General features: G+C 68.5%; 14 protein-coding genes. 11 read left to right on the forward strand and 3 right to left on the reverse strand.

Annotated elements, in window-relative coordinates:
* The first annotated feature begins 63 nt into the window (after positions 1-63).
* The 11 genes from ACZ7LS_RS08630 (at position 64) to ACZ7LS_RS08680 (ending at position 10,202) form a co-directional block, all read left to right on the forward strand.
* Positions 64-1,416 carry an MraY family glycosyltransferase gene (locus ACZ7LS_RS08630; protein WP_382517760.1) on the forward strand — a complete coding sequence of 451 codons (1,353 nt, stop codon included), beginning with the start codon at positions 64-66 and terminating at the stop codon, positions 1,414-1,416.
* A 273-nt stretch (positions 1,417-1,689) separates the two neighbouring features.
* The gene (locus ACZ7LS_RS08635; protein ID WP_382875753.1) at positions 1,690-2,127 is read left to right on the forward strand and encodes a hypothetical protein; all 438 of its coding nucleotides are present in this window, start codon (positions 1,690-1,692) and stop codon (positions 2,125-2,127) included.
* Between the two features lie 276 nt (positions 2,128-2,403).
* Positions 2,404-3,174: a F0F1 ATP synthase subunit A gene (gene atpB, locus ACZ7LS_RS08640; protein WP_129771316.1), complete on the forward strand. Its 771-nt coding sequence runs from the start codon at positions 2,404-2,406 to the stop codon at positions 3,172-3,174.
* Positions 3,175-3,247: 73 nt separating this feature from the next.
* Positions 3,248-3,493: an ATP synthase F0 subunit C gene (gene atpE, locus ACZ7LS_RS08645; protein WP_129771293.1), complete on the forward strand. Its 246-nt coding sequence runs from the start codon at positions 3,248-3,250 to the stop codon at positions 3,491-3,493.
* A 41-nt stretch (positions 3,494-3,534) separates the two neighbouring features.
* Positions 3,535-4,089: a F0F1 ATP synthase subunit B gene (locus ACZ7LS_RS08650; RefSeq protein ID WP_129771294.1), complete on the forward strand. Its 555-nt coding sequence runs from the start codon at positions 3,535-3,537 to the stop codon at positions 4,087-4,089.
* Positions 4,086-4,901, forward strand: a complete 816-nt coding sequence (locus ACZ7LS_RS08655) for a F0F1 ATP synthase subunit delta (RefSeq protein WP_382664980.1) — start codon at positions 4,086-4,088, stop codon at positions 4,899-4,901. The genes ACZ7LS_RS08650 and ACZ7LS_RS08655 overlap by 4 nt, the downstream gene beginning before the upstream one ends.
* Before the next feature lie 207 nt (positions 4,902-5,108).
* Positions 5,109-6,704 carry a F0F1 ATP synthase subunit alpha gene (gene atpA, locus ACZ7LS_RS08660; RefSeq protein WP_382517750.1) on the forward strand — a complete coding sequence of 532 codons (1,596 nt, stop codon included), beginning with the start codon at positions 5,109-5,111 and terminating at the stop codon, positions 6,702-6,704.
* Between the two features lie 20 nt (positions 6,705-6,724).
* Positions 6,725-7,690 carry a F0F1 ATP synthase subunit gamma gene (locus ACZ7LS_RS08665; RefSeq protein ID WP_382875746.1) on the forward strand — a complete coding sequence of 322 codons (966 nt, stop codon included), beginning with the start codon at positions 6,725-6,727 and terminating at the stop codon, positions 7,688-7,690.
* Positions 7,690-9,132 carry a F0F1 ATP synthase subunit beta gene (gene atpD / locus ACZ7LS_RS08670; RefSeq protein ID WP_129771298.1) on the forward strand — a complete coding sequence of 481 codons (1,443 nt, stop codon included), beginning with the start codon at positions 7,690-7,692 and terminating at the stop codon, positions 9,130-9,132. The genes ACZ7LS_RS08665 and atpD overlap by 1 nt, the downstream gene beginning before the upstream one ends.
* 121 nt (positions 9,133-9,253) lie before the next feature.
* Positions 9,254-9,628, forward strand: a complete 375-nt coding sequence (locus tag ACZ7LS_RS08675) for a F0F1 ATP synthase subunit epsilon (RefSeq protein WP_129771299.1) — start codon at positions 9,254-9,256, stop codon at positions 9,626-9,628.
* 127 nt (positions 9,629-9,755) lie between these two features.
* Positions 9,756-10,202: a DUF2550 domain-containing protein gene (locus ACZ7LS_RS08680; RefSeq protein ID WP_129771300.1), complete on the forward strand. Its 447-nt coding sequence runs from the start codon at positions 9,756-9,758 to the stop codon at positions 10,200-10,202.
* Between the two features lie 119 nt (positions 10,203-10,321).
* Here ACZ7LS_RS08680 and ACZ7LS_RS08685 read toward each other — a convergent pair whose 3' ends face one another.
* The 3 genes from ACZ7LS_RS08685 to ACZ7LS_RS08695 form a co-directional block, all read right to left on the reverse strand.
* Positions 10,322-12,178 carry a glycosyl hydrolase family 18 protein gene (locus ACZ7LS_RS08685; RefSeq protein ID WP_382517742.1) on the reverse strand — a complete coding sequence of 619 codons (1,857 nt, stop codon included), beginning with the start codon at positions 12,176-12,178 and terminating at the stop codon, positions 10,322-10,324.
* 146 nt (positions 12,179-12,324) lie between these two features.
* On the reverse strand, positions 12,325-12,975 hold the full coding sequence (locus tag ACZ7LS_RS08690; protein WP_385133265.1) for a response regulator: 651 nt from the start codon (positions 12,973-12,975) through the stop codon (positions 12,325-12,327).
* The gene (locus ACZ7LS_RS08695; RefSeq protein WP_385133262.1) at positions 12,972-14,285 is read right to left on the reverse strand and encodes a sensor histidine kinase; all 1,314 of its coding nucleotides are present in this window, start codon (positions 14,283-14,285) and stop codon (positions 12,972-12,974) included. Before ACZ7LS_RS08695 ends, ACZ7LS_RS08690 begins: the two co-directional genes overlap by 4 nt.
* Positions 14,286-14,365: the final 80 nt, after the last annotated feature.

A 14,365-nucleotide genomic window follows, 5' to 3' on the forward strand; every position in this document is an offset into this window, starting at 1 on the left:
GGCGGATCCGGAGCGGGCTAGTGTGTGGGGCTGAGATGGCCAGCGATTCCTGTGGGGCAGCCCGTGCGTGATTACCTGCTGACGCTCTGTGTGACGGCTGCGGTGACCTATCTGCTGACCGGCCCGGTGCGGAAGTTCGCCATCGCGACCGGAGCGATGCCGGAGATCCGCGCCCGCGACGTGCACCGCGAACCGACGCCGAGGCTCGGCGGCATCGCCATGTTCTTCGGCCTGTGCGCCGGACTGCTCGTCGCCGACAACCTGCAGAACCTCAACGGGGTCTTCGAACTCTCCAACGAACCGCGCGCGCTGCTCTCCGGCGCCGCGCTGATCTGGCTGATCGGTGTCCTCGACGACAAGTTCGAGATCGACGCCCTGATCAAGCTGGGCGCCCAGATGATCGCCGCGGGTGTGATGGTCATGCAGGGTCTGACGATCCTGTGGATCCCGGTGCCCGGAATCGGCATGGTCTCGCTGACCTCCTGGCAGGGCACGCTGCTCACCGTCGCGCTCGTGGTGATCACCATCAACGCGGTCAACTTCGTGGACGGTCTCGACGGGCTCGCGGCCGGCATGGTCTGCATCGCCGCCACCGCCTTCTTCCTCTACACCTACCGGCTCTGGTACGGGTACGGCATCGAGGCCGCCGCCCCCGCCACGCTCTTCGCCGTCATCCTGATGGGCATGTGTGTGGGCTTCCTGCCGCACAACATGCATCCGGCGCGCATCTTCATGGGCGACTCCGGATCGATGCTGATCGGCCTGGTGCTCTCGGCGGGCGCGATCTCCGTGACGGGCCAGGTCGATCTGGACGTCCTGAAGGTCTTCGAGGGGTCGGGACGCGCGGCCACGCACGCGGCCCTGCCGGTCTTCATCCCGCTCCTGCTGCCGCTGACGATCATCGCGATCCCGTTCGCGGACCTGGTGCTGGCCGTCGTACGCCGCGCCTGGAACGGCCAGTCGCCGTTCGCGGCCGACCGGGGCCATCTCCACCACCGGCTGCTGGAGATCGGGCACTCGCACAGCAGGTCCGTCCTGATCATGTACTTCTGGTCGGCGCTGATCGCGTTCGGAGTGGTCCTGTACTCGGTGCACTCGGCGTCGATGTGGATCCTGCCGGTCGTCGTCGTCCTGAGCGCCGTGGGCCTGGTGCTTCTGCTGCTGCCGCGCTTCACGCCGCGGGCCCCGCTCTGGGCGCAGGCCTTCGTACCGCCGCGCTACCGGCGCCGTAAGCGGGCCGCCGCCGGACCCGACGGATCGCACGAGGAGATCGTTGCCGAGCCGGTCCCCGAGCCGCTGGGAGCGCAGGCGATGGCGGGGGAGCGTACGCCTGTTCCCGCCGGCGTCAACGGGGCGACCGCCATCGGCGCTCGTTCGCGTTTTTCCGACAGAAGCAAGGCCGATTCCAGTCACTGACCCTGGGGCCATTACCCTCGTCAGGGCCTAATACCAGACACAACGCCTGCTGTCCCGCGCACACGCGCGGGGTAACTCTCATGTGTGACAGTCAGCACACCACCATGGTAAAGACCTCATCAAATAGTTTGTGATACTGTTCACGAGACCCGGCGACAGAGCCGAAGGACCGTAGTGCGACGGTCCGTTGGCCCGAGAAACCCTCTCTCGGACCGGGCCTACGCTCGTCCATGACGACACCATCTGCCCCACCCATTCAGCGGAGCTGCCGCCATGCCGTCCAACGACGTCCGGAACCTCCTTCACACCGCCGTGCCCACTGCTGCCGTCGGCGTTGTCGCCGCTGTGGTCAGCGGTGTGGTCGTGGGCGGCAAGGGAGCTCTGGGAGCCGCCGTCGGCACGCTGGTGGTCATCCTCTTCATGGGCATCGGGCTGGTGGTCCTCCAGCGGACGGCGAAGTCCCTGCCGCAGTTGTTCCAGGCGATGGGGCTGATGCTCTATACGGCCCAGCTGCTGTTGCTGTTCATCTTCGTGGCCCTGTTCAAGGACACCACCCTGTTCCACCCGAAGGCGTTCGCCATCACATTGATCGTGGCGACCGTCGCTTGGGTTTCCGCTCAGGCGCGTGCGCACATGAAGGCCAAGATCCTCTACGTCGAACCCGAGTCTTCGTCTGCCGGTAAGGCCGAGAAGACGGGGTCGTCGGCGTGAGGAGTAGGGCCGGGATAAGTACCCGTTCGGAACCCTGCTATCGTCCGGTTCCAACTGCGGCATTGCGGGCGCGGGCATCCGAGCTGACGCCTGTTCTCACGCGAGGCTTGAAGCCCGAGAGCTGCCGCTCCCACACCTGTAAGACCTGTCCGGTGCCGAACCGCGGCCCTGCGCCGCACCGACACAACGAGGTTGCCGTACCTATGCGCCACTCTGAAGGAGCCCGCGGTGAGTGCTGACCAGACGACGCTCGCCTTCGACTGGAGTTGCCGCATTTTGGCCGACAACGGCTGCGGCTTTCCGGCTCCGGGCCTGCACTCCTTCCTCTTCAAGCCGATCGTCGAGGTCGGCGGCTTCTACTTCAACAAGACGATGCTTCTGGCGCTGCTCGCCTCGGTGATCGTGGTCGGCTTCTTCTGGATGGCGTTCAACAAGCCGAAGTTGATCCCCGGCAAGGTCCAGATGATCGGTGAGGCCGGTTACGACTTCGTCCGCCGCGGCATCGTCTACGAGACGCTGGGCAAGCGCGAGGGCGAGAAGTACGTACCGTTCATGGTCTCGCTGTTCTTCTTCGTCTGGATCATGAACATCTGGTCGGTCGTTCCGCTCGCCCAGTTCCCGGTCGCCTCCGTCATCGCCTACCCCGCGGGTCTCGCGATCATCGTGTACCTGATGTGGATGTCCGTGACGTTCAAGCGCCACGGCTTCGTCGGCGGACTGAAGAACGTCACCGGCTACGACAAGTCGCTCGGCCCGGTCCTGCCGCTCGTCGTCCTCATCGAGTTCTTCTCGAACGTCCTTGTCCGGCCCTTCACACACATGGTCCGGCTCTTCGCCAACATGTTCGCCGGTCACCTGCTGCTCGTGATGTTCACCGTCGCCAGCTGGTACCTGCTGAACGGCTTCCTGATCCCGGCCGCCGGCGTCTCGTTCGTGATGACCATGGGCATGATCGTCTTCGAGCTGTTCGTCCAGGCCATCCAGGCCTACGTCTTCGTACTCCTGGCCTGCACCTACCTGCAGGGCGCTGTGGCCAAGAGCCACTGAGCCCTCTCCACACTCACCCCTGTCGTCCGGTGGCCAACCCCCACCGGTCCGTGAAAGAGAAGGAAGAACCGGCATGTCCGCTCTCTCGAACCTCGCCGCCGTCACCGGTGACCTCAAGGCCCTCGGCTCCATCGGTTACGGTCTCTCGGCCATCGGCCCCGGCGTCGGCGTCGGCATCATCTTCGGTAACGGCACCCAGGCGCTGGCCCGTCAGCCCGAGGCCGCCGGCCTGATCCGTACCAACCAGATCCTCGGTTTCGCCTTCTGTGAGGCGCTCGCCCTGATCGGCATCGTCATGCCGTTCGTCTACGGCAGCTGACGTTCTGGGACGAATAGCCCATTACGACGAAAGGCACTGATGTGAACGCGCTGGTATCCCTGGCGGCGGAGGAGCAGCAGAACCCGCTCATCCCGCCCGGACCGGAGCTCCTCGTCGGGCTGATCGCCTTCGCCATCGTCTTCTTCTTCCTCGCCAAGAAGCTCCTCCCGAACATCAACAAGGTTCTGGAAGAGCGTCGCGAGGCCATCGAGGGTGGCATCGAGAAGGCGGAGGAGGCCAAGACCGAGGCGCAAAGCGTCCTGGAGCAGTACAAGGCTCAGCTCGCCGAGGCCCGCCACGAGGCCGCCCGTCTCCGCCAGGAGGCGACCGAGCAGGGCACCGTCATCATCCAGGAGATGAGGGCGGAAGGGCAGCGGCAGCGTGAGGAGATCGTCGCCGCCGGTCACGCCCAGATCGAGGCCGACCGCAAGGCCGCGGCCAGCGCGCTGCGTCAGGACGTGGGCAAGCTCGCCACCGAACTGGCCGGCAAGCTGGTCGGGGAGTCCCTTGAGGACCACGCCCGGCAGAGCCGCACCATCGACCGCTTCCTCGACGAGCTTGAGGACGGCGCTTCGAAGGCCGAGGCCACGCGATGAACGGAGCGAGCCGCGAGGCGCTGGCCGCCGCGCGTGAGCGTCTCGACACGCTGACCGACAGCACGTCGGTCGACGCGGCGAAGCTCGCCGACGAACTGGCCGCCGTGACCGCGCTGCTCGACCGTGAGGTCTCGCTGCGTCGGGTCCTGACCGACCCGGCGCAGGCCGGCGAGGCCAAGGCCGAGCTGGCCGGACGGCTGCTGAGCGGCCAGGTGGGCGGTCCCGCCGCCGATCTGGTCTCCGGCATGGTCCGTTCCCGCTGGTCGCAGCCGCGTGACCTGGTCGACTCGGTGGAGGAGCTCTCGGCGACCGCCGAGCTCACCGCCGCGCAGCAGACCGGTTCGCTCGACGACGTGGAGGACGAGCTGTTCCGGTTCGGCCGGATCGTCGAGTCCAGTCCCGCACTGCGGTCCGCGCTGACCGACAGGTCGGCGACGGCCACCGCCAAGACCGGGCTCCTCGCCGGTCTGCTGGGCGGCCGGGCCAATCCGGCCACCGAGCGTCTGGTTGTGCGTCTCGTGACCCGGCCCCGGGGACGTAGCCTGGAAGCGGGTCTCCAGACCCTGTCCCGGCTCGCCGCGGCGCGCCGGGACCGGATGGTCGCCGTCGTCACCTCGGCCGTGCCGCTCAGCGACGGGCAGAAGCAGCGTCTCGGCGCCGCTCTGGCCAGGCTGTACGGCCACCCGATGCATCTGAACCTGGACGTGGACCCCGAGGTCCTCGGCGGGATCTCGGTGCGCGTCGGCGACGAGGTCATCAACGGCACCGTCGCGGACCGTCTCGAAGAGGCGGAACGGCGGCTCGCGGGCTGACGACGAGCGGCGGAGCCGCCCACGGACGCGGGCACAGCGGACGCGGGCAGACGCAGGCAACAGAACGCAGACGCAGGCAACAGAACAGAGCAACACCAGCGGCCCGGTTGGGCCGTGCAGAGATTGCAGAAGATTCCTGGGGGTCGCCCCCAGACCCGCAGACCCCCAAAGAAACTTCGGGCCCAACAAGGAGAGCAGGGAACCCAGATGGCGGAGCTCACGATCCGGCCGGAGGAGATCCGGGACGCGCTGGAGAACTTTGTCCAGTCGTACAAGCCGGACGCGGCCTCGCGCGAGGAGGTCGGTACGGTCAGCGTGGCCGGTGACGGCATCGCGAAGGTCGAGGGTCTGCCCTCGGCCATGGCGAACGAACTGCTGAAGTTCGAGGACGGCACCCTCGGCCTCGCCCTCAACCTTGAGGAGCGCGAGATCGGTTCGATCATCCTCGGCGAGTTCAGCGGTATCGAGGAGGGTCAGTCGGTCACCCGTACCGGCGAGGTCCTCTCCGTCGCCGTCGGCGAGGGCTACCTGGGTCGCGTCGTCGACCCGCTCGGCAACCCGATCGACGGCCTCGGCGAGATCGAGACCGAAGGCCGCCGCGCCCTGGAGCTGCAGGCCCCGGGCGTCATGGTCCGCAAGTCGGTCCACGAGCCGATGCAGACCGGCTACAAGGCTGTCGACGCCATGGTGCCGATCGGCCGTGGCCAGCGTCAGCTGATCATCGGCGACCGGCAGACCGGCAAGACCGCTCTGGCCGTCGACACGATCATCAACCAGCGCGACAACTGGCGCTCGGGCGACACCAACAAGCAGGTCCGCTGCATCTACGTCGCCATCGGCCAGAAGGGCTCCACCATCGCGGGCGTCCGCGGTGCGCTGGAGGAGGCGGGCGCCCTTGAGTACACGACGATCGTCGCCGCCCCCGCGTCCGACCCGGCCGGCTTCAAGTACCTGGCGCCGTACACCGGCTCGGCCATCGGCCAGCACTGGATGTACCAGGGCAAGCACGTCCTGATCATCTTCGACGACCTCTCGAAGCAGGCCGACGCCTACCGCGCCGTGTCCCTGCTGCTGCGCCGTCCGCCGGGCCGTGAGGCCTACCCGGGCGACGTCTTCTACCTGCACTCGCGTCTGCTGGAGCGCTGCGCCAAGCTCTCCGACGACATGGGCGCCGGTTCGATGACGGGTCTCCCGATCGTCGAGACGAAGGCCAACGACGTGTCGGCGTTCATTCCGACCAACGTCATCTCCATCACCGACGGCCAGTGCTTCCTGGAGTCCGACCTGTTCAACGCCGGCCAGCGGCCCGCGCTGAACGTCGGTATCTCGGTCTCCCGAGTCGGTGGCTCCGCCCAGCACAAGGCCATGCGGCAGGTCTCCGGCCGACTGCGTGTGGACCTCGCCCAGTACCGTGAGCTGGAGGCGTTCGCGTCCTTCGGTTCCGACCTGGACGCGGCCTCCAAGGCCTCCCTGGAGCGCGGCAAGCGCATGGTCGAGCTGCTGAAGCAGCCGCAGTACGCGCCGTTCCCGGTGGAGGAGCAGGTCGTCTCCGTCTGGGCCGGCACCAACGGCAAGATGGACGACGTACCGGTCGCCGACATCCGCCGCTTCGAGAGCGAGCTGCTGGAGTACCTGCGCCGTGAGCGCAAGGACCTCCTGACCAGCATCGCCGAGGGCGCCAAGATGTCCGACGACACGATCCAGTCGATCGCGGACGCCATCACCGCCTTCAAGCGGCAGTTCGAGACCTCGGACGGCAAGCTCCTCGGCGACGACGCGCCGGCCGTCAACGTCTCCAAGTGACGACGGAAGGGACCTGACTCATGGGAGCCCAGCTCCGGGTCTACAAGCGTCGCATCAAATCCGTCACCGCGACCAAGAAGATCACCAAGGCGATGGAGATGATCGCCGCCTCGCGCATCGTCAAGGCGCAGCGCCAGGTGGCGGCCTCCACTCCGTACGCGACCGAGCTGACCCGCGCGGTCACCGCGGTGGCGACGGGGTCGACGACCAAGCACCCCCTGACCACCGAGGCGGAGACGCCGACCCGCGCCGCGGTCCTGCTCGTCACGAGCGACCGCGGTCTGGCCGGCGGCTACTCCTCGAACGCCATCAAGGCGGCGGAGCGGCTCACCGAGCGGCTCCGCGGTGAGGGCAAGGAGGTCGACACGTACATCGTCGGCCGCAAGGGTGTCGCCTACTACGGCTTCCGTGAGCGCAAGGTCACGGACTCGTGGAGCGGCTTCACCGACAGCCCGACGTACGCGGACGCCAAGCAGGTCGCGGCGCCGCTGATCGCGGCCGTCCAGCAGGACACGGCCGAGGGCGGCGTGGACGAGCTCCACATCGTCTTCACCGAGTTCGTGTCGATGCTGACGCAGACGCCGGTGCAGCACCGGCTGCTGCCGCTCAGCCTGACGCAGACATCAGCGGCTGCCGCCGCGGGGGCGGCCGAGGAGTCGACGGGCACATCAGCGGCTGCCGCCACGGGGAAGGGCGAGATCCTTCCGCTCTTCGACTTCGAGCCGTCGGCGGAGGACGTCCTCGACGCCCTGCTGCCGCGCTACGTCGAGAGCCGTATCTACAACGCGCTGCTCCAGGCCGCCGCTTCCAAGCACGCTGCCACCCGCCGCGCGATGAAGTCGGCGACCGACAACGCCGGGGACCTCATCAAGAGCCTCTCCCGGCTTGCCAACGCGGCCCGCCAGGCCGAAATCACCCAGGAAATCAGCGAGATCGTCGGTGGCGCGAGCGCCCTGGCCGACGCGACCGCGGGGAGTGAAAATTAATGACGACCACTGTTGAGACGGCCGCAGCCACGGGCCGCGTTGCCCGGGTCATCGGCCCGGTCGTCGACGTGGAGTTCCCCGTCGACGCGATGCCGGACATCTACAACGCGCTGCACGTCGAGGTCGCCGACCCGGCCGAGGAGGGCAAGCTCAAGACGCTGACCCTCGAAGTCGCCCAGCACCTGGGCGACGGTGTGGTCCGCGCGGTCTCGATGCAGCCCACCGACGGTCTGGTCCGCCAGGCCCCGGTGACCGACACGGGCAACGGCATCACCGTTCCGGTCGGCGATGTGACCAAGGGCAAGGTGTTCAACACCCTCGGTCAGATCCTGAACGAGCCCGAGGCCGAGTCCCAGATCACGGAGCGCTGGCCGATCCACCGCAAGGCCCCGGCCTTCGACCAGCTTGAGTCCAAGACCGAGATGTTCGAGACCGGCCTGAAGGTCGTCGACCTGCTGACCCCGTACGTCAAGGGCGGCAAGATCGGTCTGTTCGGTGGCGCGGGCGTCGGCAAGACGGTCCTCATCCAGGAAATGATCATGCGTGTGGCCAAGCTGCACGACGGTGTTTCCGTGTTCGCCGGTGTCGGTGAGCGCACCCGTGAGGGCAACGACCTCATCGACGAGATGACCGACTCCGGCGTGCTGGACAAGACCGCGCTGGTCTTCGGCCAGATGGACGAGCCGCCGGGCACGCGTCTGCGTGTGGCGCTCTCCGCGCTGACCATGGCGGAGTACTTCCGCGATGTGCAGAAGCAGGACGTGCTGCTCTTCATCGACAACATCTTCCGCTTCACCCAGGCCGGTTCCGAGGTCTCCACGCTGCTCGGCCGTATGCCGTCCGCGGTGGGTTACCAGCCGACCCTGGCGGACGAGATGGGTGTGCTCCAGGAGCGCATCACGTCGACCCGCGGTCACTCGATCACCTCGATGCAGGCGATCTACGTCCCCGCCGACGACCTGACCGACCCGGCGCCGGCCACGACCTTCGCGCACCTCGACGCGACGACCGTGCTGTCGCGTCCGATCTCGGAGAAGGGCATCTACCCGGCGGTGGACCCGCTGGACTCGACGTCCCGCATCCTGGACCCGCGCTACATCTCGCAGGCCCACTACGACGCGGCCAGCCGCGTCAAGGGAATCCTGCAGAAGTACAAGGACCTCCAGGACATCATCGCGATCCTCGGTATCGACGAGCTGGGCGAGGAGGACAAGCTCGTTGTCCACCGTGCCCGTCGCGTCGAGCGCTTCCTGTCGCAGAACACCCACGCCGCCAAGCAGTTCACCGGCCTGGACGGTTCCGACGTGCCGCTCGACGAGTCGATCGCCGCGTTCAACGCGATCTGTGACGGGGAGTACGACCACTTCCCCGAGCAGGCGTTCTTCATGTGCGGTGGCATCGAGGACCTGAAGGCCAAGGCCAAGGAACTCGGCGTCTCCTGACCCGTCGGCGCATGGAGGGGGGCGGGTACCTCCCGCCCCCCTCCGTCGCTCTTATCGACACCCCATAGAATTGAAGCCAACACCCGGCGATACGGCCGGGTGGTGACCCGAGGAGCCACCCTTGGCTGCTGAGCTGCATGTCGAGCTGGTCGCCGCTGACCGCAGTATCTGGTCCGGCGAGGCCACCCTGGTCGTCGCGCGCACCGCGTCCGGCGACATCGGCGTCATGCCCGGTCACCAGCCGCTGCTCGGTGTGCTGGAGTCGGGCCCGGTGACCATTCGTACGAGTGAGGGCGAAACGGTCGTGGCCGCTGTGCACGGCGGCTTCCTCTCGTTCGCCGACAACAAGCTTTCGCTGCTGGCGGAGATCGCCGAGCTGGCGGATGAGATCGACACCCAGCGCGCCGAGCGTGCGCTGGAGCGCGCGAAGTCGGGTGACGACGACGCCGCCGAACGGCGCGCCGACGTCCGACTGCGTGCGGTGGCGGTGCGCTGAGCGCTGTCACCACTGATTTATCCTCAGCCGCGGCTCGTTCCGGATCCCTCCGGACCGGGTCGCGGCTGAGGCGATGCGGGTGCGGTTCCTGTTCCGGTACTGAATGAGGCGAGGAGGTCGGTGTTTGATGGTCCTCGCTCTGCTCATTTGCGGACTGGTCGTCGTACTGGTTGCGGTGGGGCTCTTCGTCTTCGGTCTGCGCCGGCGGCTGATCCAGCGCTCCGGCGGGACGTTCGACTGCAGTCTGCGCTGGAACGTACCGGCGGAGCCCGATCTCTCCGGCAAGGGCTGGGTGTACGGCGTCGCCCGCTACAACGGCGACCGCATCAACTGGTTCCGGGTCTTCTCCTACGCCCCGCGCCCGCGCCGCACGCTGGAGCGCTCCGCGATCGAGGTGCTGTCGCGCCGCGCGCCCGAGGGCGAGGAGGAGCTGGCGCTGCTCTCCGACGCGGTCATTCTGGGCTGCGCGCACCGCGATGTCCGGCTGGAGCTGGCGATGAGTGATGACGCCCTCACCGGTTTCCTCGCCTGGCTGGAGGCGGCTCCTCCGGGGCAGCGGGTGAACGTGGCCTGAGCCCCGGCGTCCTGGCGGGGCCTCAGCGGACGTGAAGACCTCAGTGAACGTGAAGAAGGGGGCGGCGCTCGGGCGCCGCCCCCTTCACTGTGCCGTTCGGGTCATCTGTGCCGCTCGGGCTATCCGAGACCGCTGTTGATCGCGGTCACCAGCTCGCCGTTGGCGGTGTCGCCCGTGAAGTCCCAGAAGAAGGCGCCTCCCAGGCTCTGCTGCTTCGCCCAGGCCATCTTGGACGTGATGGTGGCCGGGGTGTCGTAACTCCACCAGTTGCTGCCGCACTTGGCGTACGAGGTGCCCGCGATGGTGCCGGTGGGCGGGCAGGTGTTCTTGAGGACCTTGTAGTCCTCGATGCCGGGCTCGTACGTACCGGGAGCGGCGCCGGTCGCGGTGCCGCCCGGGGTCGCCTGGGTCACGCCGGTCCAGCCGCGCCCGTAGAAGCCGATACCGAGCAGGAGCTTGTTGGCCGGCACGCCCTGCGCCTTGAACTTGGCGATCGCCTCGGCGGAGTTGAAGCCCGCCTGCGGGATGCCCGGGTACGAGGTGAGCGGGGAGTGCGGAGCCGTCGGGCCCTGCGCGGCGAAGGCGCCGAAGAAGTCGTACGTCATGACGTTGAACCAGTCCATGTACTGGGCCGCGCCCGCGTAGTCGACCTTGTCGATCTTGCCGCCGGCCGAGGCGTCCGCCGTGGTGGCCGCCGTGACCAGGTTGTTGGCGCCGAACTTGGCGCGCATGGCCTGCATCATGTTCTTGAACGACGCCGGGCCGCTGGTGTCACAGGTCAGACCGCAGGCGTTGGGGTACTCCCAGTCCAGGTCGATGCCGTCGAAGACATCGGCCCAGCGCGGGTCCTCCACCAGGTCGTAGCAGGACTGCGCGAAGGCGGCCGGGTTCTGCACGGCCTGGCCGAAGCCGCCGGACCAGGTCCAGCCGCCGAACGACCAGAGGACCTTGATGTGCGGGTACTTGGCCTTGAGCTTGCGCAGCTGGTTGAAGCTGCCGCGCAGCGGCTGGTCCCAGGTGTCGGCGACGCCGTCGACGGACTGGTCGGCGGTGTACGCCTTCTCGTAGTCGGCGTAGGAGTCGCCGACCGTGCACTTGCCGCCGGTGACATTGCCGAAGGCGTAGTTGATGTGGGTGATCTTGGCGGCGGAACCGGACGTGTCCAGGTTCTTGACGTGGTAGTTCCGGCCGTAGACGCCCCACTCGGTGAAGTAGCCGAGCTTGACCTTGCTGCCGGGACCCGGGCCGGGGCCCGTGTCGCCTCCGGTGGTGCGGACCGCGCGGGCGCCGCTGACCGGGCCCGTCTGGTCGGCCGTGTCACGGGCCTGGACGGTGTACGAGTAGTCGGTGCCCGCGGTCAGACCGGTGTTGGTGTACGTCGTACCGGTGACCGTGGCGACCTTCGCGCCGTCCCGCAGGACGTCGTAGTTCTTGACGCCCTTGTCGTCGGTGGCCGCGGTCCAGCTCAGCTTGACCGAGGTATTGGTGATCTCGCTCGCGGCCGGGGTGCCGGGCGCCGAGGGCGGGTTGTCGCCCGGGACGCTCGGGCCGCCGTCGCACGAACCGCCGTTGAGCTTGCAGCCGGTCGGGGCGCCCGCGCCGGTGCCGTTGAAGCCGAAGGTGACGCTCGCGCCGGGGGCGAGCGTGCCGTTCCAGGTCTTGTTCTTGGCGGTCCAGTGGTTGGCCGCTCCGGTGATGTCGGCGTCCCAGCCGGAGGTCACCGCCGTACCGGCGGGGAAGTCCCACTCGACGGTCCAGGAGCTGAGGCTGGTGGTTCCGGTGTTCTTCACCGTCCACTTGCCCTCGAAGCCCGAGCCCCAGTCGGAGGCTTTGGTGTACGTGGCGGTCGCCGAGGTGGCGGCCTGCGCGGGGGTGGCCAGCCCGACGAGCGCGGCGAGAGGCAGCAGCAGCGCGGTGAGACCCGCGACGGCTCTGGATCTGAACCGGGCTCCAGGGAGGGCGGATTGGGAGTTCAAGCGTGCTCCTCAGATGAGTACAGGACAAAACGGGGTGGGTCCGTGCACTGCTCACCCTGCGACGGCTCACCGCAGTGTGTGCGGTGAGAGTAGGAAGGTCTGGACCACTCGTCAATAGGTCCAGACCAAAGGTGGGAGTTCGCCGGTCAGATTCCCAGCTCCTGCGCGAGGACGGCTGCCTGCACCCGGCTGCGCAGCCCCAACTTGGCCAGCAGCCTGCTCACATGGGTTTTCACGGTCGCCTCGGCCATCGTGAGACGCCCCGCGATCTCGGCGTTCGACATCCCCTCACCGAGGCACGAAAGCACCTCGCGCTCGCGGCGCGTGAGGGGCTTCAGGATCTCCGGATCGGGCGCGTCCGAGGTGCGTACGGGGGTCGGCGCCGCGAATTCGGCGATGAGCCTGCGGGTGACGGCCGGGGCGATCAGGCCCTCGCCGCGCGCCACCGTACGGACCGCCGCGAGCAGTTCACCGGCCTCCGCGTTCTTCAGCAGAAAGCCCGAGGCCCCGGCGCGCAGCGCCCCGAAGACATACTCGTCCAGATCGAAGGTGGTCAGCACCAGCACATCGGCCAGCCGCTCCGCGACCACCTTCCCGGTCGCCGACACCCCGTCGAGCCGTGGCATCTGCACATCCATCAGCACCAGATCGGGCCGCAGCTCCCGGGCCAGCGCGACCGCCTCCTCGCCGTCCGACGCCTCCCCGACGACCTCGATGTCCGGCGCGCTGCGCAGAATGAGCACCAGCCCCGCGCGTACCGCCGACTGGTCCTCCGCGACCAGCACCCGGATCGTCATGTTCTCTCCCGCCCTTCCATGACCGGCAGTTCGGCCCTCACCAGCCAGATCTTCGCCCCGTCGGCGCCCGTGACGGGACCCGCCTCGAACTCTCCGTCCAGCAGCTCGACCCGTTCGCGCATCCCGATCAGACCGGCGGCCGACCCCGGCGCGCGCGGCCCGGGGCGGTCACCGAACGGACTGCGGACCCGTACCGTCAGCGCGCGCTCCGAGCCGTCCAGCTCGACGGTGGTCGTGCCGGGGACCGCGTGCTTGAGGGCGTTGGTCAGCGACTCCTGGACGATGCGGTACGCGGCCAGATCGATGGGCGCGGGCAGGGCGGCGCCCTCGCCGCGCCGGTCGTCCAGCGTGAACCGCAGCCCGCTGGAGGCACCGTTCGTACGGGCCTGCTCCAGCAGTGTGTCCACGGCCCGCAGCGTCGGCGCGGCGGAGACCGTGCCGGTGTCGTCACGCTCCCGCAGCAGCCCGATCAGCCGGCGCATCTCGGCCAGCCCCTCGACGCTGTTCTCCCGGATGACGCCGAGCGCGTCCCGGCTCGTGCGCTCGTCGTCCAGCGAGAGCGCGGCCGTCGAGTGGATGGCGATCGCCGAGAGATGGTTGGCGACCATGTCATGCAGCTCCCGGGCCATCCGCGCGCGCTCCGCCGCCACCGCCTGGGTCCGGTCCATCTCGGCCAGCAGCGCCGTCTGCTCGGCGCGCAGCCTGGCCGACTCGGCGGCGTCCCGGTGGTTGCGTACGAGAACACCGGTACTGGCCGGGAAGAAGCCGACCAACGCGGTGACCACCCCGAGCAGCAGCGCCTCGGGCGTTCGCAGCCAGGTCACGAACCCGATCGTCACCGCGACCGTGATCAGCCCGGCGGTCCAGGGGATACGGCGGGCGGCGGCCGGTGTCCCGTAGAGCACGGCCGCGTAGATCACATCCGTGAACATCACCACCGTCGCCAGACTGCCCCGCGTGAACTGATCGGCGACCAGCGCGAGCGTGCCGACGACCAGCGCGGTCCCCGGCGCCGATCTGCGCAGCAGCTCCACTCCCGCCATGACGGCCAGCGGCAGCAGCACCCAGGCCCCGGGCAGCAGGCGGCCCCCCTGGGTGTGAAGTCCCACGGCCCACAGGGCGACGCCGCCGGCCAGACCGGCGAGGGCGATCAGCACGTCGACGCGGTGCGGCCGGCGGGAGGGGGAGGGGGAGGGCCTGGGCCGGCGCGGGAGGACAGACGCGGCAGATCGGGGAGAAGCGATCATCCCCCCATCCAACACGGCCCGTCGGCCACCGTCCTCCCCATCCGGGCCGAGCGCCCGGTACATCGAAGGATGCAGTCGCGGTTCGTCACTGACGACGACGACCCGTGGCCGGACGGACGGGAGGCTGGAACCGACAGAAAGGA

Source organism: Streptomyces sp. NPDC039430 (assembly GCF_055639435.1).